This is a genomic window from Psychrobacter sp. C 20.9 (genome assembly GCF_001921765.1).
In the GTDB taxonomy this organism is placed as follows: Bacteria; Pseudomonadota; Gammaproteobacteria; order Pseudomonadales; family Moraxellaceae; genus Psychrobacter; species Psychrobacter piscatorii_B.
In genome coordinates this window covers 12,880-33,512 of the sequence record NZ_MRYC01000022.1, presented here as the reverse complement: position 1 = coordinate 33,512, position 20,633 = coordinate 12,880, and the positions used below count along the sequence as shown (strand labels likewise).

The window sequence follows — 20,633 nt, the reverse complement described above, 5'->3', positions numbered from 1 at the left end:
AAATATGGTTTTGACAACGATAGGATTTAGTACTGCCATCCAAGGCTAAAGCCTGTGACCCATTCCTTGTCACTAAAATTGTCAGGCTGTGCTAGTGGGTAGCCTGCAAATACGTCATAACTGGTACGAATCGGAGTGACATAGCCTTTTACCCCGACGACGCCACCAACCAAATGATGACCGAGCAGCAAATCATCTTGCTCGGCATTATCAAGCTTGACATAGCCTGCATCGACGCCTGCATAGACGGCATGAGGCTTGTCACCAATATAAGCACTCAGCTCTTGTCTTAAGATGGCACCATGATCCCCGCTCAAGCTGCGCTCACCATCGAAACCGCGCACACTATAACGACCACCGATACTTAAGCGATCATTGGGCACCAGTGCCTCAGTGGCATACTGACCTTTAAAGGTCGCATGATAATTTAAGGAATTATCTGCAAGCTGAATCGGCTGGTTGACATCCACACCTACCTTTACAATACCTGCGCGCGCACTACCTTCATTAAATAACGCCTCAGGCGGGTCGATGGCGTCAAATGCACCCGTACCGCGTTGATATATCACATCGCCAATCCACTGGGTTTTCCCAATGACCGTCTCATAGCCGACTCCCGCTTGATAGCCTGCGGTGCGGCGCTTTTGTACTTCAACCTCGGTGTCATCGATAAAGTTGCTTTGCTGCTTGGCAAAGCCACCCGCTTTTAGATAGGTTTTACTGTGATTATCACGATGCACCAAATGACTAACGAGCACGTCGGTGTTGTAAGATTCGCCACTATAGACGTAGTCTTGATTGACGCCAGCGACTGTTTGATCGTAGTTGTAGCCACTATGGGTCAGTGTTAGTTGGGTATTATCAAACGGCAACACATAACCGATGTTGTAGCCCCAGCTACCATCACTCTTGTCATTACCACCATCAAGATCATGATTATAAGAGAGGTATAACAGATCGTTGTGCCACGTTGGGTTGTCGAGTGATAGCGTCACATTGCCTTGATAGACGCCTGTGCTGTCTTGACCTGAGTCATCTACCGTTGCCGATAGACGCCAGCGCTTGCCCTGCTGCCATTTGACTTGAATATCACTATAGCCAGGTGTTGTCATACGACTGCTTGGAGCAATAGAGAAATCGGCGTCAGCGGTCGGTACACGTTTGAAGTTCTCAAGCGCCTGCTCGATGTCGCGTACATTGAGCAGATCGCCAGACTTCATTGGCATGGCAGGGGCAAAGTTGGCAGGGTTACCACTGTTATCGATATAGATAGGGCGAGTAGATTGAACATCGGTGGCAACAATCTGATCAATACGACCAGGAATGAGGGTTAGGAATAGGTTGCCTGACTTGAGGTTTTGGTTTTCTACCAAGACGCGGGTGGTGACATAACCTTTTTCAATAATGCGGTTTTGGACGTTGGTAACCAGCTGATTGATGTCGTTGGCGGACAGGCAACTGCCTAATAAAGAACCACTACCTGTCGTATAAGGCATCAGGGCAAAGGTGAACTTTTCGCTCAGCTCACCTGTTAGGTAAATATGATTGATGTCGAAACAAGCGGTTGAGGCGGGATCAGTACTCTGAGGGCTAGCTGATACAATAGGAGCTGAAGGTGCTTGTTGATAGGTGTCAGTATTTATATTGACATTGGGCTTAACCAATTGCTGCTGTTTTAACGCCTCACTACGCTGCTCTTGGTATTGTTCCGGTGTAATGGCATGAGCGCTCATAGTAACCATAATACTAGCCACACTAAGTGATAAAACACTCAACGCATGATTTGTAATACGCGCTTTTGAAATATCTGTATACATAAGTTCACCATTTTTATAATGGTGGATTATGCTACCGACTGATGTTCAATGCAAGCTGTTTTGTATTCATTAGCTCATTGTTTTGATATGATTTTTTAGAATAACCTTGTAACTATCCCCTAAAATAGCACAGCTCAAACGTAGAATTTCTTATAAAATACCAGCAGGAGTTTTGATATGAGCAAACGAATGACTGAGACCTAAATCGTATCGATATTAAAAGAAGCAGACGCTGGGATACCTGCTAAAAAGCTGTGTCGTAAATACGGGATTGCTAGCTCGACTTTTATAATGAGGAACGTTAAGAAACAGTCTGGGAGACTGTTTTAGTGACGCAAGACGAAGCGATAGCGAAGTTAGACCCAAGTATGGAGGTATGGAAGCGTCTGACGTCAAACGACTAAAAGAGCTTGAAGAAGAAAACCGTAGGCTCAAACAGATGTATGCTGATTTAAGCCTTAAAGCGCAAATGCCCGAAGAGATCATAAAAAAGCTATAGCGCCTGTACCCGAGCGCAAAGTCTGGGCGCAAGAATTGCAGGCGCAGTATGGTGTTAGTATTGCAGTTAGTTGTCAGGTGGTCTGCATGAGTCGAACCGCTTACTACTATAAGCCTAAGCTATCTGATGATAGTGAGATTATTGATGTCTTAAACAAGCTTACTGACAAGCACAATCGTTGGGGTTTCCCAAAGTGCTTTAAACGCATACGTAAGCTTGGCTATTCATGGAATCATAAGCGCGTACACCGTGTTTATACCGCGTTAAACTTAAACCTACGCCGTAAGTCTAAAAGACGGCTACCAACACGTAACCCCCAGCCGTTAAGTGTGCCAAATACATTGGGTCATACTTGGTCAATGGACTTTATGAGCGACAGACTACACAACAATATTCGCTTTCGAACCTTTAATGTGATTGATGATTACAACCGTGAAGTATTAGGTATTGATATTGGTACCAGTATGCCCTCACTTCGAGTAATTCGTTACCTTGATCAGCTAGCCGAATGGCATGGCTATCCTAAGCAAATTCGTGTGGATAATGGCAGTGAGTTTACATCCAGCATATTCACTGATTGGGCATCAGCTCATGGCATCTATATTGAATATATTCAGCCTGGCTGTCCTTATCAGAATGATTATATTGAACGGTTTAATCGCAGTTACCGCAATGAGGTTTTAGACTGTTATTTATTCAATGATTTAAATGAAGTTACTCAACTGACTGAGGAATGGATCAAGGTTTATAACAACGAAAGACCCCATGATTCACTTAATGATATGACACCTGCCGAGTACAGGCAGGTGGCTTAATTATTCTACGATGATGTTGTGTTAAGAATGGGGTATTTACAAACTGACTATATATCCAAATGAGCCATTTATTTAATTCACCTTATATTGACTAATGCGCTTCACAAGTCCGAAAATAGTATGAAATCGTGATCGGTGCGCTATACAGAAATCGAACTCTAAGCTGTATACTCAATATTTAGAGTGCTTTCAATAACTGTCTATTAACTTGTAGCGCACCTCAATATTTTTGAGAGCTCAGCAACTGATTTGAGAGAGTTGTACTATAAATAATAATGTCTATAAGACTAAATTACGATAATTTTTGTCTTCTAAACCATCTCGGCAGTTGTACATTGGTCGAATTTGTTAGCCCATTTAATAAAGCAACGAGCAAAATCAAAAAAACGCCTATATATTGAATACCTGATAACATTTGATGCAGGAGCAACACTGCCAAAAATATTGCGGTCAAAGGTTCAAAGATAGTAAATACTGACGCGCGTGTGGCTGGTAGTTTTTCTAATGCTTTCATATATAATGCAAAAGGTGCAATCGTACCTACCAAAGATAAGCCCAGTACATATATCCAGCTAATAACGGGAAGCTGTATCAGCTTATAATAAGTTGTATACGTGGTAGGAATGAACAATAATACAATGCCACTGAACAAAATTGACGTAAAAAAGACAAGTGGTGCAGAGTGTTTATGATGCATGGCGCGTTTACCAAGCACACCATATAAAGAGTAACAAACGCCAGAAAGCAGCCCAACGGCAACACCCAAATTCCCTTCAGTAGTGCCACCCATCGTAGTCATACCAACGCCAATCACTGCTACAATTGCTAACAATGCAGCTTTATAAGTAATTCGCTCATCTAATAATAGGTGCGAGAATATCAAGCTAAAGACTGGCGCCGTATAGAGTAATGCGACTGCTGTGCCTGCTCCCACATGAAGCACTGCAAATAAGTAGCAAACCGTCATACCCAGTACGCCAATTAGGGATTGTAGACCAAGCCCAAACCATTGACCGAGTGTTAGCCTACTTAATGGTTTCCAGATCTTAGGCAACATCGTTATAGCAATAATAGCTGCCGTTATGATACGCAATATCGTAATTTGCCAACTACTAAAACCTAATTGACTAAGATAAGTCGAAAATATACCAAGTGTGCCCCAACATATGGCCGCCATGACAATTTGTATGGTGCCAATCCATGGCTTGACATCAACCGCTATAGGTCTGGTTTTCAATACTTCCACGACTAGTCACCTCTATTATTGAACATAAAATGTTCGTAATATCATTGAGTAAATATAAAAATGGTACAAAATAACTGAGTGTTAATCAGCATTAGCTTATCTATACAACTCATACTTGCCAGCCTTACTGAATACGTAAACCGCTGAATTTATGACTATCAGTCAATAAACTCAGCGGTTAGTTTAGGCTCTGTTAAGTATTCATAAATATAAGTATCTATATCTAAGCGCTGACAGATTCTTCTGATATGGCTTTGACTCTATTAGGAACCAATACACTAACGACCACGTAAGTGATGGCTGATGCAGCTGATCCGATAAGAGGTCCCTCTACCCAGCCGACAATACCTGTTGTTAAGAGATAACTACTGCAAACAGCACCGACGATAATAGAGGCAATAGCAGCCATCGTTGAGCCTTTATAAAAGATAGTCACCAAAAGTACACCAGATAGAGCTGCCATTAAAGTACCGCTAGAGAATATGCCTAGATAGCTAAGCATCGCTTCAGGTAAGAAGAAAGTAGAAATGAAGGCGATAGCAGCCACAATAGCGACCCACAATCTATTCAGTTTCAATAGTTCAGCCTCAGTGCGAGATTTATTGTCAAATATAGCCAAACGCAAATCATGTGAGGCAGCAGTTGATAAGGTATGCAAGATAGAGTTTGCCGTAGACTTCATAGCAAAAAGAATAAACAAAGTGATCACACTACCCACCACACTTGGAATAGCATTGGCTAAATACCAAGGCATTGCTTCATCGGGATTGATCAGACCTGGGTTTTTGATACGAACATATAAACCAACGATAGGCACCAAACTCAAAACACACCCTAGAATGGCCGTATAAAAGCCTGTTTTGGCAATACTAATATTAGATTTCATCGCCAAAAAACGTACTGACATATAAGGCAATGCAGTACTAAAAATAAGCGCATAGACAAATACTAGAAAAACAGAAGCTTTGGCATTACCATATGGGTTAGAACTCTCTGGATTGACAAGGTTTGGATCTATCGCATTCAGCTGCGTCATCATATCTGCTAAAGGAATGTCAGTGAACACCTGAACCACTATATAAATGGCAGCAGCGGCCATCCCAATCACCATAAAAGTATCAGTCCAAGCAACAGCGAGCAATCCGCCTGCCATGGTATAAATAGTAATAATCACCAATAAAAGCGCAGAAGCCAGAAGAGGTGAAATGCCGAGCCAGCTACTACCCAACATACCAAGCGCTCTAATCTGAGCCGTCAAAAATACGGTCAAAAATATAATCATGCCCAAAGACGTGATAATACGCAAAGTGCGAGCAGATATTGAATTTCGATCATTACAGTGCAAGTTGACAATAAATTCAGGAATGGTACTACTACCCATCTTCATGGCTCTATTACGCAAATAGACCGCAAAGAATAATACGGCGACGACCATGGCTGGTGCAAAAAAGAAATTACCTAAAAGCTCAATCGTCCCATATTGGTATGCGGCACCAGGTGAACCCATAAAGCCCCAACCACTAAACCCAGTCGCCACGACAGTACCTGCTATAACAAAAGGCCCTAATGAGCGACCGGCTACTAAAAAACCACTTTCCTCATCTGCTGACATGACTTTTGACGCTTTACTAGCCAATACAATGAGAAGTGCAATTGCTGCTAACAATATCATCCAATTAATAAACATGTCGATTCCTCGTATCGTTTACTACATTACTTGTTATGACGCTCTACGAAGAAATAACTCACTGCCAGTAATAGCGTCAGTACATTAATGGTCAAAAACCAAAATAACGTCCAGCTGTTAAGAAACAGGTCCATAATGTTATTTCCTTAATAAGTAAAATATGAAAATAATTGCATTGTGCGAGGCGCATCATCATCTCTGTTGGCGGGCTTAAAATAAGAAAATTATTCATGGTAGCCCACTCAATATAGACAGTATTGATTGATGACACTCCCCTACATTAACGACCGATAATATTATGCTCAGGGCCGTACTTAAAGCCTGTGATATTATCAGCGCCCGTCTCATTGATGACTAAAATGTCATGCTCTCGATAACCGCCAGCACCCGGCATGCCCTCTGGAATCATAATCATCGGCTCCATAGAGATGACCATACCTGGCTCAAGCACTGTTTCAATATCTTCACGTAGCTCAAGTCCTGCCTCGCGTCCATAATAATGGCTGAGCACACCAAAAGAATGTCCATAACCAAAGCTGCGTTTTTCTAATAAGTCGTATTTTGCATAAATTTTATTCAGCTCATGTGCGATATCGCAGCAGCGCACGCCAGGTTTTATAAGCTCAAGACCTGCTTCATGCACTTCACAATTTATCTGCCAGTAGCGTAGTGAATCTGCATCACATTTATCCAAGAACAATGTGCGTTCAAGCGCGGTATAGTAGCCTGCTATCATAGAAAAACAGTTAAGACTCAATATATCACCCGACTGGACACGGCGATTGGTTACTGGATTGTGGGCACCATCGGTATTGATACCTGATTGAAACCAAGTCCATGTATCCATGAGTTCCACTTGACCAAACTGCTCCCCAATAGCCTTCACCATCGCTTGTGTAGATGCCAAGGCAACTTCGTATTCGGGCACGCCATCATAAACAGCCTGTACCAATGCCGCCCCACCAATATCACAGACCTGAGCGCCCTTTGTTATTAGCGCTATCTCTTCAGCGGACTTAACCATTCTCATGGTCATACATGCTAGGCTAATATCAACAAACTCTACATTGGGTAAAATAGCTTTGAGCTTAGCAAAGCGATCCATCGGCAAATGATCAAACTCAATACCGACGCGACCGTGATGAGGAATTTGTTGAGCAATGGCTTTGAAATAGTTATCACGCTGCCAATCAGTGTAAACAATATTATTGTCGCCCACAGTACGCCGCCAAGGCTGTCCACCATCGATATTGGCAGAGATTGACACGACTTCTTTTGAAGTAACGACTAGTCCATAAGGTCGCCCAAAAGAGCAATATATAAAGTCAGAGTAGTAATTGATGTTATGTATCGAGGTAAAAAGCGCCGCCACAATGCCATGATTATCTAAATACTCACGAAGTTTCTCATGACGATTTGCATATTCTTGATGACTAAAAGTCGGTTGCACTTTCTGGCCGTTTTTAATTTCGATTAGACTTGGGAGATGCAGATTATCTAATGAGCCATCTAAAGAGGTTAGGTTTAATGAATTCATCGATTTTCGAGAAAAATCTGTAGAAGATAACGTGCTAGTAAGGTCTTTTAGTGCTGACATGGAACGTCTCCAAAGTAGGTAATAATTAACTGAGAACACGTTCGATAATAGAGGTAAAATTAATAAGGTATTTTTTCATAAGCGACATTTTATGTTTATAATCGGACATATAGAAAAACAACTTAACATTAGCCAGAATTTTAGGTATGTTCTGAAGGCGATAAAAAATGACTCAGATAACGGAAAAGATGATAGACAAGCCTAGGCGTATTGGGTTTCTACTGATTAATGGCTTTACCATGCTCGCGTTCAGCAATATCATTGAGCCACTTCGAATGGCGAATTATGTGAGCGAGCAACTCTTATACTCGTGGGTGGTGGCAGGGTTCGATGACAATAAAACCAGTAGTAGTAACGGTATTAAGTTAAGTCATACTGCACCACTCGACTACTTATTAACCTGCGACTTGGTATTTGTATGCGGAGGACACCAAACAGATTACTTGGAATCTAGTAAGCTCATTACCTTAATTCAGCGATTGGCAGTACGGGATATTGCACTTGGCGGTTTGTGTACAGGAGCGCTAGCATTGGCTGCTGCGGGCTTACTTGAGCAGCAAGCAGCCTCATTGCATTGGGAGAACATCAGCGTAGCCCAAGAAAGCTATCCAGGTGTTATTTTTAATGACCAAATATTTACAATAGCACCGCAGCTATATTCTTGTTCAGGTGGAGCTTGCGCATTGGATATGACTTTACATATCATCAATAAGCATCATGGTCATCATATCGTTTCCAAGATACAAGACATGTTTATTATCACCTCTATACGTGAGCCTACTTACGTACAGCATATGCCCAAGCCAAAAATACTGAGCAGTAGCTATACCAATGTAATAGATGCTATTGCATTGATGAAAACCAATCTTGAAGAGCCTTTAAGCGTTAAGGATATTGCCCATCATCTTGGATTATCAAGTAGACAATTACAGCGCATATTTAACAAAAATTTTAGTTGTTCACCGCAACAGTATTACGTGCGATTGCGCCTTGAACACGCCAAATATATTCTTAAACATACTACGCTGCCTATTAGCCAAATCGTACTAGCAAGCGGCTTTATCGATAACAGTGCATTCTCTAGCGCCTTCAAAAAAAACTATGGCATGACACCAAGCCATTACAGGCAAGAGAATCAGCTGATATAACCTATTTTTTATTGACGCAGTAACTAGGATGGCTTAACGGTATTCTTTGACTACCCTAAAGACATCAGAAAATCACTTTATGATTCTGTTTGACGACTGTATTAGTAAGCCTTTAATCTAAACGGCAGTTACATAGAATCTAGGATAAAACCTCCAAATTAAAAAAGCCATAAAAGTCATTGCTCCTATGGCTTTACTATTTTTCATATATTGAAACTTAAACTTAGCTTTGACCCCTGCCGTCAAATCCGTACAGTTAAACTTGGGAGATTTTAGTTACGCAGCCTGACGATAATAATCAAACCACACCTGTCTTGGCGTTTTATAGCCCAAACCCTTTTGAATCCTCGTTTGGTTGTAGTACAGCTCAATATAGCCAATGATATCGCTGATGGCTTCGAACCTTGTTTTATAGTCTTCGTGATACACCAACTCATTCTTTAATACGCCCCAGAAACTTTCTATCGGAGCGTTGTCGAAACAATTGCCTTTGCCACTCATAGATCCTGTAAACTGATGCTGTTTAATGATCTTGTGGTAGGCATGGCTACAGTACTGACTGCCTCTGTCAGAATGAACGATTAGCCCTTTAGTAGGTCGTTTATTCTTAATCGCTATGTTGAGTGCACGGCATACTAAATCTGCGGTCATACGCTTGTTAATAGCGTAACCGACAAGCTCTTTGGTGTATAAGTCTTTAACACCTGCTAAGTATAGCCAACCCTCATCTGTCCAAATATAAGTGATGTCACTGACCCAAGCCTCATTAGGGCGATTGGCATTAAATTTCTGTTCTAGACGGTTTGGATAGATAAGCTTGTTATGGTTTGAGTTGGTGGTGACTTTAAAGCGCTTGTGACGACGGCATTTAATGCCGCACTTTTCTTTAATGCGTCTAACCATATATTTACTTATGGCATATCCTTGCCCTGTAAGGTAAGCATGCAATCGCTCATAGCCATAGCGCTGCTTAGTCTCATCATGAGCCACGCGAACTAGCAACTCACATTGATTGCGATGAATCTGCTGATTACTGACACCACGATTGATCCAGTTGTAATAGCTTGATGGCTTAACATCTAATACGTGACACATGCAGGTGATGCTAAATATTTTCTGGTTATCCTTGATAAAGACGTACTTGACTAGCTGTCACTGCGGACATAGCCTTTCGCCTTGCGTCACTAAAACAGTCTCCCAGACTGTTTCTTAACGTTCCTCATTGGCGAAGTACGCCGTCGCCTCATTCGAGCATAGCTCTCATCTTGCCTCGGGGCGAAGCAGTGCTTCGCTTTATCCCTCCTCATTTAATATCTCTCGTTCCTCTTCGGCAACTTTAAGCTGGCGTTTGAGCTGCTTTATTTCTTGAAGAGCACTTATAAGATCAGGATCATATTGCTCTGTGCCGATAAGCTTGCCTTGATTGGCTTTGTTATGCCAATTTGAGAGCGTTTGCATGGCGATGCCAAGCTGCTTTGCGGTCGCTGAAATATTGCCGTTGTTGTCTGCTATCTTTTTAACAGCTTCGGCTTTAAATTCGTCACTGTAGGTTCTTACTTTCTTGGTCATGGTAAACTCCGGTTAATACGCTTAGTTTACCAAGTTTAGTTGTACGGTTTATTCAGCATAGCTCAATTTAACCCTTTGAACCTATTAATAGACTACTTAAAACAGACTGGTATAATGGAACCACTTATACCAGTCTGCTGAACTAACTCTTAATGTATCCAAAGTCATCGTACCTTGCATCATACTCTTTTTATTACATCGTCTACTTTTTACATGCGTTTTAGTATTTTGTAGTAGTCATTACCCTGTTTAAGTGTTTGCGATGACATACTATAAAAGTGCTAAGCACTATTATCGCTTGGCACTAGTATGCTTCTATCCTACGTGACAACCTCCAAATTACTGACTAAATCATGACTGCTAACAACGTTTTGAACGTCAATAAAGGTACTTTTGCCTAACGCACCAAGGTTGTAGTTTGCAAACTCATGATATAAATTAACCACATCACCCATAATCAATAGCGCAGGTGTTGGTAATTTTGCCTCAGCTTGCTGCTCCGCGATATTACCAAGCGTACCGATAAGAAGCTGCTGCGTTGGCAAACTGGCATGACTAATCACAACAAAAGGTGTATTACTGTCGCGCCCTGCGGCAATTAGCCCTTGGGTCATCTCATCTAGTCGATTCAACCCCATATAAAAGACAACCGTTTGCGTACTGTCTAAGAGTTCATCGTAGTCATTATTAGGTGCGCCCAACTTTTTGCAAGCGGTCACAAATTTTACGGCTTGCGCATGATCACGGTGTGTCAAGGGAATACCTGCTCTACTTGCGGCCGCACTAGCAGCAGTGATACCAGGAATAGATTCAAAATGAATACCATGACGCACCACTTCTTGCAGCTCCTCTCCGCCGCGTCCAAATATAAAGGGGTCGCCACCTTTGAGCCTAACGACCGTTTTGCCTGCTAGCGCGTGTTTGACCAGTAGCTCATTGATACCTTCTTGTGGTAGTGCGTGATTGGCACGGCGCTTACCGACAAATATCTTCTCTGCCGTCAGCGCACACATATCTAAAATATCCTCTGAAACTAAACTATCATAGAGCACGACATCTGCTTTTTGCATTACTCGTAATGCTTTTAACGTGAGTAGCTCAGGATCGCCAGAACCTGCACCAACCAAATGTACCGTGCCCGTTTTCACACTTTTTTCTATACCTAATGGCTCATCGCTCACTCTAATATGACAATTTATATTGGGTAAATTCTGTGAAGTTAATGCGGCAATGAAGGTAGATGAATCAGTCATGGTAATAACTCCTAATAACACTGTTAATAACGCGCAACTCTGCACCTAACAATGGCATACCTAAGAAAAGAAGAGCATATAAAATACGGTGCAAGCCCTATGCCATATTAACGATCAAACTTTGCAACAAGCACTACTTAAGACGCATACCTATCGATCAAGGCATTAATTTGACTCACACATGAACCGCAGTTAGTCCCTGCTCGGCATGCCTTTCCAACCGCGTGGGCACTCGTACACTGCTGCTTGGTAATTGTTTCGATAATAATATTCTCTCCAACAGCCATACATGAACATACTAATGCACCTGGATCAACATACCCTGTCGCTGGACGACCTGCCAGCAACCACTTATAGTGTTGATTATCTGGTATCGCATCAGTACTAGCAAAGCAGTTGTTAAGCCAATGAATACTGGGCAGCTGCGCCACCTGCGGTGCAAAACAAACGCTTAGTAGTAGCTTACAGCGTGGTATGTCAGACTTTGACGCACTAATCGATGCCCGATCTATCGCTTTATTATTTGCTTCTACCTGCGTCGAGACGAAGCGAAGCTGCTTTGCTTGCTTGCTGCAAGTAAAGGCACTATTGATCGATTTATCGGTGAGAGATGCTTGATAGGCATTGATAAAATTTTGCCAGTACTCAGGGTCAAGCAGTTTACTGACGACTTTGTCTATAGGACTGGCTAAAGTAATCAAGACGCTATTGGTTTGACGACTTAAACTCCATGTCAATGCGGGTAATGAGTTTGATCTTTCAGAAGCTGCATTTGTATCAGAAGAAGATATCAGCACTCCTTGATCCTCAGACTCTTTCTCAAAATCCAATAAAGTCTCACGCAGATGCACTATCATGGTGTCTTGTAGATCAGGATGCACCAAAATCTTGCCATAAGTTTTCATCGGCACAGGCATCACGCTGATTGCGGAATTTTTCAATTCAGGTTGTCCTGAATGCGGATCAACGACCGTTGGAATAAGCGTGCCTACGCGCGCAAAACGAGCAAAGGCGTTGCTCCAATGCATCGGCATAAAGGCATCGCCAGCGCTCATACTGTCGCTGATGGCAACTTGTGCGAGCACCTGACTGTCTGTAGTTGTATTGCTGGCAACCATGCGCTGCGGCTGGCTCTGTATTGATAAGTTTGGCTCATAGTTTTTCTCGTAGCTTTTATCATAGCAAGGACGTAGCTGTACATAATCGCCTTGGTCAACACCGAGCTGCTTGGCATCATTTGGATGCACGGTGAGCGTTGGTACAGATTCGTGTTGGTTGAGCTGCGGTGCAAGTCCTGTGCGCGTCATCGTGTGCCATTGATCGCGAAGCCTACCTGTAATAAGCCGTAGATTTACTGCCCCTGAGCTATCCTTATGTAATATATGACTGCTGTTATTTTTTCTACTATCAGCGCTTTTCGAGCTCAATCGTTGCGGATGGCTATTGGGTAAGCTGGCGTGACTGGGAGGCGTAATGGCAATGAAACGTGTTTTTATTGGTACGATACGTGCGCCGCCCCACTGAAATGGCGTCATGACATCGTATGTGTCATGGTTGAAAGAAAATACGTCTTTATCTTGCTGCTCAAGATGGTCTGGCTTTACCTCTATCGATGCTATCGACCTTAGCGAAAGATCTTTTGCCAAATTAAGATAGCGCGGTTGATTACTATCTGACAGAGCTTGGCTGGCATCATTTCCATAAGCAGTTAGGGCGATATGTTCATTAAATATCTCACTAGGATGGTGGTAATCAAAACCTGCTAGTCCCATACGTTTAGCGACTTGCGACAGTATCCACCAGTCAGGCTTCGCTTGCCCAAGCGCGGGCATTAAAGTCCGTTGGCGAGAGATGCGGCGCTCCGAATTGGTCACTGTACCTGATTTCTCCCCCCAACCCTGAGCAGGCAAAACAATATCTGCACACTTAACCGTATCGCTGTCTACGGAGCAGTCAGATACTATCACCAAATCACAGGTAGCCAATGCTTGGCGAAACTTATCGGCTTCAGGCAAGCTAACGACAGGGTTGGTCGCCATAATCCAAATGGCTTTTATACGACCATCTAGTATGGCATCAGCGGCATCGCAAGCTTTTACCCCAACCTCTGCAGCAATTGGCTGCGGTGCTTGCCAAAATTCAGCCACCAATTGACGATGCTGCTCATTATCTAAATCTAAATGCGCTGCAAGTAGGTTGGATAATGCGCCAACTTCGCGCCCTCCCATCGCATTTGGCTGACCGGTGAGTGAAAACGGACTTGCACCTACTCGACCCACTCGCCCAGTATACAAGTGAGTATTGATAATAGCATTAACCTTGTCGGTACCACTCGCAGACTGGTTGACGCCCATACTAAATGCTGTGATTGTTTTATCGTTTGCAGCGACCAGCTCATAAAACTCCCGTACAAGTTCCTCACTGATACCGCATGCCGTCGCCACTTTATCAATCGTCCATGTTTTTGCGGCCTCTAAGGCGGGCGTGACACCCTGACACTGCTTAAGATAGTCCTTATCACCACAGCCTTCTTGCTCAAGATAATGCAGCAGTCCGTTATATAAGTGGGTATCCGTGCCGACAGTGATGGGCACATGTAAATCGGCAAATTCACAAGAATCAGTACGACGCGGATCAATCACGATTAGTTTTTTATTAGGATCACGCTTTTTGGCGGCTAAAAACCGTCCGAATAAGATAGGATGACACCACGCCATATTGGAGCCCACCAATACCAATAAATCACAAGACTCTAAATCTTCATAATTACTAGGCACTAGGTCTGCACCAAAAGCACGCTTATGCCCTGCAACCGCTGAGGACATACAAAGACGCGAATTGGAATCGATATTATTATTACCAATAAAGCCTTTAATAAACTTATTGGCAACGTAGTAATCCTCAGTAAGCAGCTGCCCTGACACATAAAACATTACGCTGTCACGCCCGTGTGTCGCGATAGTGTTATTCAAACGACTGGCAATATCATCCAATACTGCCTCCCACTCGACAGGCTGCTTATCTGTCGGTTGTCCTTTTGCAATTGATCGCTGTTTGTCTTGATAATAAGGCTGAGTCAACCTGCGCTCAGTGCCCAATGTTTGTGCCAATGCACTGCCTTTTGAGCAGAGTTTGCCGAAGTTTGCTGGATGATCAGGATCGCCTGTCACGCTGACTACACCTGCCTCATCGATGTTTGCTAGTACGCCGCAGCCTACGCCGCAGTAAGGACAAGTGGTACGAATAGGACTGATCAAATCCTCAGTGTAAGTTGTAATGCGAGAGGACGGTACGACACTGAGGGCTTGATCGTCATTTAAGATGGTGCTGCTCATGAGGCCTCTCCTATTAGGTGTGCGTCACTTGGCACGGCAGATTCGGGCTCAGCTGCTTCTATTTTCTCTACATCGCAATAGGCTTCGCCAAAGATAAGGTCTTCTTTTATCGAGGATATGTCACTGCCATCAGTGATCAGCTGACTATAAAACCCGCTTTCACTCACATCACCGTACAGTACCGTGCCAATAAGTTTGCTTTCTTTAATGTAGAGACAAAGATAATGATCGAGGCTCGTTTGCTGATAAACCACGCGCTCTATCTGTGCCATTTCAATATCATCAAAAGCAATCTGACCTGCTGAAAAAGCGGCGATGCCAGATACTTTTAATTTTAAAGATAAAGGCTTGCTGATAAAGGGACGCCAGTGGTTTTCGTATACGGTTATTCGTGAGTCACTACTAAGTCTCCTACTACTTGAGACGCTCGACTCTTTTAGGACAGAAACCAAAGTATCCACCTGTTGGTTGACAGGGGCTACCATACCGAACAGCTCACCATCCAGTTCTATACACTCACCAATCGCATAGACATGAGGACAGCTTGTATGCATAAAGTTATCTACGAGGATACCTCGGTTAACATCAAGACCACTTTGCTGCGCCAGTGTCGTATTGGGGATGACACCAACGGCCATGACAATAAAGTCTGCTGGCAGTGTGCGGCCATCCTTTAACAACAGACCATTAACCTCGTGTTGATCATTGACCGTAATACATTCTGTGTTGGCTAACACCTCCAGCTTGACACTTCGACTGAAGAGCTCTGCTTGTAGCAGATGAGCGGCGGGCATATCAAGCTGTCGGTTGAGAACATGACTATCGACATGAACCACTGTCATATCTGCCCCTTGAGACGCCAAAGCACAAGCGGCTTCCAGACCCAGCACCCCGCCACCAATGACAAGACCCTTTTTTGCTTGGCGCGCGTACTCCGTCAATACCTGCACATCAGCAATCTCTCGAAATACATGAACCCCCTTAGCATCATGATTGGCAAAAGGGATGACGCGAGCTTGTGAGCCAGTAGCCAAAACCAGCTCGGTATAATCCAGGGTTTGTCCATCACTCAATTTGACACGCCGCTTATTGGTTTCAATTGCATCTACCGACGTGCCAGCCAATACCGTGATACCCAATTGCTCATATTCTGCTAGCTCGTATAAATATGTCTCTTCAAAAACCGACTCTCCTGAGAGTACGGGTGACAGCATGATACGGTTGTAGCCCACTTGCGGTTCTTTGCTAATCAGCGTGATGGGTAAATGAGCTGCGCCTTTTTCTTGGCTGCTTTGCTGCTGGGCACGTGCCAGCTCAATGGCAAAACGACTGCCTGCCATCCCAGCGCCTATAATAACGATGCCCGCAGTAGTCTGACGTCTAGAAGAAGAAGCATTGGTAGAGAAAGCAGTATGGGTTGGTTCTGGTGAATCAAGTGACATAGGAAAATCATTCCTTAGCCGCAACACGCAGCGTTGAGTAAAATGGCTTGTCGTACTATTTACGTTTAACAAGGTTCTATGAAAAATAAATCAGCAACGATATGATAATGACAAATTGAATAAAGCAAATGCTGTGCCAAACCAATAAGGGATGACGTATGATCAGCGGTTCAGGGTCTCTGGTATTGTTACTATTATCGGGATTAAAGTCTTGTAAGAACTCGCCAATCGCTTGATACCTTGCCTGCGTACTAGAGTGTAGTGCACGCATCAACGCTTGCTGGCTGGTAGCGGGCACTCGGTTTTGACGCAGGCGCTCGGCAGGTACGATCAGTGAGGCGGATGGGTTCATCAACTCTTGCGAGCTAAATGGTAGCTCACCTGTAAGTAACTCATAACCAATCACGGCAATGGAAAACAAATCAGAATGCACGCCTTTCGGGGCATCGGTGTAATATTCTGGTGCAGCGTAGTGCAAATCGCCATTAGGAGGACGCGTACTGTCTTTTAGTATGGAGGAGCTAGCAGAGCCAAAGTCGATTAACTTGACCGCACCTGATTGAGTTAATAATATATTTTCAGGCTTGATATCTTGATGCAGTAGGTAGTTTCGATGCATCACACGGACTGCCATGCCGATCTTAGTGAGTAAATCGTAAGTTTGCCAAATATCACAAGGGGCTTGACGATCCATAAAAACTCGTAGGCTCTCCCCTTCGATATATTCCGTTAAATGATATAAATAAGTGCTACTGGCAGGCACTGGGTAGTAGCGCAAAAGCCCCGACGCATTAGACGCATTGAAAGTAGCATTCAGTTTTTTAGAGACATCACTGGTTAAAAGCGGATCATGGGAGGATACGCTATTGGGGTTCACTTGATTGTAAGCGGGCTCACCAATACGTTTGTGCTTGGACAGGCTCAAACCGATTTTACGTTCCTTTAAAAACTCACGTAGATAATGCCCATCAGCAATGACATTGAGACTTGGCGATTTCAAAACAAATGCATGCTGGTCGTTATCCTCTACTAAATACACCTCACTGCGAGCCGTACGCGCGATGATTTTTTTGACCACAAAATTATCAATCTGTGCCCCTACTGCCAAGCCCGTTGGTAAGCGATAGTGATTGATATCCTGAGCGTGACTACTGTCGCTATCCAAACCTTGATCAAGCGCAATGGCGTTGTCTGTTTCTCTGTGCGTTTTGGTTTTTGTGATTTCGTCGTTCATACCGAGCATGATTACACTGAGATTATCGTGGCTACCCTCGCTAAAGGCGTGCTCACACAAACGCTGGCTCATCTGAAGATGGTCGATGATTTGATTGGGACATGCTACTGATTGGTGCATGGCCTGTACCGCAGCACACAGCTCAAACTGTAACTCTGCTGGCGTAATAGACTCATAAACCCCATCGGTCATGAGCGCCAAACACTCGTTTTGGTGCAAAGTGAACACAGATTGTTGCAGCTCCACTCGTGTGTCAGCACCGATAGCCGCAGACAGTGCTCCTTTATCCCGTCCGTGGTGGATATGATGGTCTTTGGTCAATAGCACCATACTGTCGATACCGATACGATAGATACGAGAATCGCCCGTATGAAACAGATGAATACGGTCGCCTATGCATAGCAATCCTGATAAAGTCGATAATAAAGCTGGCAGGCGCTCATACGCTTGCGGGAAATAAAGCGTATCATTGGCTTGGTGCACCGCCTCCTTAATCACGATGGCAACTTGATCGTCATCAAAGCGGTGTAGTGGATTTGGCGATTGCTCTTGAGATTCGTTTGATATCTCATTTGCTTGCACCCTATCTGTTTGTACCATCTCTGCAAGTTTTGAGGTGATATGGTGTGCCACCGTGTTTATCACTGACTGACTGGCTTGTTTGGGAAACTGGCAAGCACTAACCCCATCAGCCATCAGCACTAACAAAGGCGCTGTAAAAGAGGGATGATCACCATTAAACGCTGACGACGATGGAAACCCATAAGGTAGGCAAGTCGTTATGAGCAGGCTGTCTTGGTTCTCAGCTTTGCGCCCTGCCATCGTAAAAAAATCAGGCAGCCACAATGCAACGTCCGCATCATGGCTGCTTAGTTGATTTGTCTCTTTAGGCGCTTGTTTGACGCTCTCGTACATAATTTAGCTCACTTGTATTTGAGCAAAACTGCCATCTGGCATCTCTTCAATAATGACGCCTTCAGGCTCTTTTAATAAAAACAGCGCCAAGAAGCCAATCACTGCCGTTGCGGCAATCACAAAGAAAAACACCTGATACGATACCAGACTCAGTACGGTCAGATAGACCACTGACCCTACGTTACCGTAGGCGCCTGTCATCCCTGCAAACTGCCCGGTCATACTACGTTTAATCAAAGGAATCACAGCAAACACTGCTCCCTCACCCGCCTGTACAAAGAAAGAGCAGAACATCGTAATCAATAGCGCAAGCGCGATCGGCCATGAAGAGTCAACGATACCCATCAACAGATAACCAACAGCCAAACCTGCGGTGAGAATCAAAAGTGTGATTTTGCGACCGAATTTATCACTCAACCAGCCGCCGCCAGGACGCGACATCAGATTCATAAAGGCGTAGCTTGATGCCAAGACACCTGCCATGACAATCGATAAGTTAAAAGTCTCTTGATAAAAAAGCGGCAACATAGACACCACGGCCAACTCTGAGCCAAAAGTCGCAAAGTATAAAATATTCAAAATACCGACTTGCTTAAAGTCATATCGGTGAGCTTTTGGCACAGGTGTGGTAAATACTTCCTTATTAAAACGATAACTACTGATAAATTCATAAACATATAACACCACCAACGCAATATAGACAATGTTGACACTTGCCTGATTCAGCAAACTCACACCAGCTGGTGATAATTTCCACGCCAATAAGGCCAATGCCAAATACATTGGCAGTTTAAATACCATCATGAGCCAGAAGTCACCTGATGAAGTCACCATCATGGCACCCGATTTTTTAGGTTTGAAATACGTAGCACCCTTAGGGGTATCACGTACCATCTTATAAAAAATCACGCTATAGAGCATCATAACCACCCCTGAGGTAGCCGTTGCATAACGCCAACCTTCCTCACCGCCAAAGACAGCAGCGGCCGCAATAGCGACTGTCGGTAGTAGCAGCGCCGCGGCGGCAGAGCCGAAATTTCCCCAGCCCCCATAGATACCTTCAGCTGTACCCAGCTCATTGGCAGGGAACCAGTCACTCATGAGACGAATGCCAACCACAAACCCTGCACCAACAAAACCCAATAAAAAGCGTGATAGGGCTAGCGTATTGTAGTCTTGTGCAAAAGCGAAGGTGAAACAGGGAATTGCCCCAATGGCTAAAATTGCAGTGTAAACAAGCCGAGGACCAAAGCGATCGGTCAACATGCCAATGATGACCCGAGCTGGGATAGTCAAGGCAACATTTAATATCAATAAAGTTTTTACCTGGTCTTTGGTGAGGTTCAAACTCTCCCCAATCGCAGATAAGAATGGCGCATGGTTAAACCACACGAAAAAGGTGAAAAAAAACGCCATCCACCCAAGATGGAGAATTTTGTTTTTACCGCTAAAAGAAAAGATATTCAGCTTGTTTTTATTTGGCACATCAGGTTTCGATAAAGGCATAAACGATTTCCTCAAATGGCTAACATTAAAGTTATAAAAACACGTTATGAGTCAGAAACTTATCAGTTGCGACCATTAAGAGAGTGCAATGGATGTGCCAGCTGCAAATATAAAATTGACATAGATATAAAACATCATCTTTTTTAATAGGGCTATGCTTTGTACCAGATGGCTCTAAAGGCATCCCAATTAAATAATATTGCTTAGATAAAAATAAGTTACCTCTCGATTAAGTAAAGTAAGCGATGCACCTTTAAAGTAACAATCAAAACCAATTTGGTGCATTTTCGCAACTATTTTGGTGCATAGGATGTAAATGACAACTATTAAAAAGATTATGTTAAGCAATTACTTACCATAGAAAATAGTATCGCCAAAAGTACTGGCATGACCTTATAAACTGGTAAGGCTACATATTTTTTAACTATATAAGGGTTCGATAATTGAATGTCATTAATTGTGTTTGGCACGATTATTGAGGGCTTAATAGTTATAGGCATCTAAGTATTAACGACTATCTATCATTGAACCATCTAAAAATTAACTTGCGACTTTTGGATGGGACATTAG

General features: G+C 43.5%; 10 protein-coding genes and 2 pseudogenes. 2 read left to right on the top strand and 10 right to left on the bottom strand.

Annotated elements, in window-relative coordinates; translation table 11 throughout:
• Positions 1-26: 26 nt before the first annotated feature.
• Positions 27-1,817: a ShlB/FhaC/HecB family hemolysin secretion/activation protein gene (locus tag BTW00_RS12495; protein ID WP_083603655.1), complete on the bottom strand. Its 1,791-nt coding sequence runs from the start codon at positions 1,815-1,817 to the stop codon at positions 27-29.
• A 204-nt stretch (positions 1,818-2,021) separates the two neighbouring features.
• On the opposite strand from BTW00_RS12495, the pseudogene BTW00_RS13865 reads away from it, so the two are divergent.
• A pseudogene (locus tag BTW00_RS13865) lies at positions 2,022-3,131 on the top strand (IS3 family transposase).
• 292 nt (positions 3,132-3,423) lie between these two features.
• Here the strand turns inward: BTW00_RS13865 and BTW00_RS12480 are convergent.
• The 3 genes from BTW00_RS12480 to BTW00_RS12470 form a co-directional block, all read right to left on the bottom strand.
• Entirely contained in the window at positions 3,424-4,377 is a 954-nt protein-coding gene (locus tag BTW00_RS12480; protein WP_227511605.1) for a DMT family transporter, read from the bottom strand.
• Between the two features lie 223 nt (positions 4,378-4,600).
• Positions 4,601-6,064, bottom strand: coding sequence for a sodium:solute symporter (locus BTW00_RS12475; protein WP_058024893.1), 1,464 nt, complete (start codon positions 6,062-6,064; stop codon positions 4,601-4,603).
• A 280-nt stretch (positions 6,065-6,344) separates the two neighbouring features.
• Positions 6,345-7,601, bottom strand: a complete 1,257-nt coding sequence (locus BTW00_RS12470; RefSeq protein WP_178379308.1) for a M24 family metallopeptidase — start codon at positions 7,599-7,601, stop codon at positions 6,345-6,347.
• Between the two features lie 227 nt (positions 7,602-7,828).
• Here BTW00_RS12470 and BTW00_RS12465 point away from each other — a divergent pair, with 227 nt between their 5' ends.
• On the top strand, positions 7,829-8,809 hold the full coding sequence (locus BTW00_RS12465; protein WP_058024894.1) for a GlxA family transcriptional regulator: 981 nt from the start codon (positions 7,829-7,831) through the stop codon (positions 8,807-8,809).
• A 276-nt stretch (positions 8,810-9,085) separates the two neighbouring features.
• Here the strand turns inward: BTW00_RS12465 and BTW00_RS12460 are convergent.
• The 6 genes and pseudogenes from BTW00_RS12460 to BTW00_RS12430 form a co-directional block, all read right to left on the bottom strand.
• A pseudogene (locus tag BTW00_RS12460) lies at positions 9,086-10,378 on the bottom strand (IS3 family transposase).
• A gap of 320 nt (positions 10,379-10,698) precedes the next feature.
• Positions 10,699-11,631 carry a uroporphyrinogen-III C-methyltransferase gene (gene cobA, locus BTW00_RS12450; RefSeq protein WP_075107675.1) on the bottom strand — a complete coding sequence of 311 codons (933 nt, stop codon included), beginning with the start codon at positions 11,629-11,631 and terminating at the stop codon, positions 10,699-10,701.
• A gap of 137 nt (positions 11,632-11,768) precedes the next feature.
• Positions 11,769-14,966 (bottom strand): nitrate reductase, encoded by a 3,198-nt coding sequence (locus BTW00_RS12445; RefSeq protein ID WP_083603654.1) that lies wholly within the window; start codon positions 14,964-14,966, stop codon positions 11,769-11,771.
• Positions 14,963-16,408, bottom strand: a complete 1,446-nt coding sequence (locus BTW00_RS12440; RefSeq protein WP_083603653.1) for an NAD(P)/FAD-dependent oxidoreductase — start codon at positions 16,406-16,408, stop codon at positions 14,963-14,965. The genes BTW00_RS12445 and BTW00_RS12440 overlap by 4 nt, the downstream gene beginning before the upstream one ends.
• Before the next feature lie 76 nt (positions 16,409-16,484).
• A complete protein-coding gene (locus BTW00_RS12435; RefSeq protein WP_075107674.1) occupies positions 16,485-18,557 on the bottom strand; it encodes a bifunctional protein-serine/threonine kinase/phosphatase in 2,073 nt (690 codons plus the stop codon).
• 3 nt (positions 18,558-18,560) lie between these two features.
• Positions 18,561-20,063 carry a NarK family nitrate/nitrite MFS transporter gene (locus BTW00_RS12430; protein WP_075107673.1) on the bottom strand — a complete coding sequence of 501 codons (1,503 nt, stop codon included), beginning with the start codon at positions 20,061-20,063 and terminating at the stop codon, positions 18,561-18,563.
• Between the last annotated feature and the right edge of the window lie 570 nt (positions 20,064-20,633).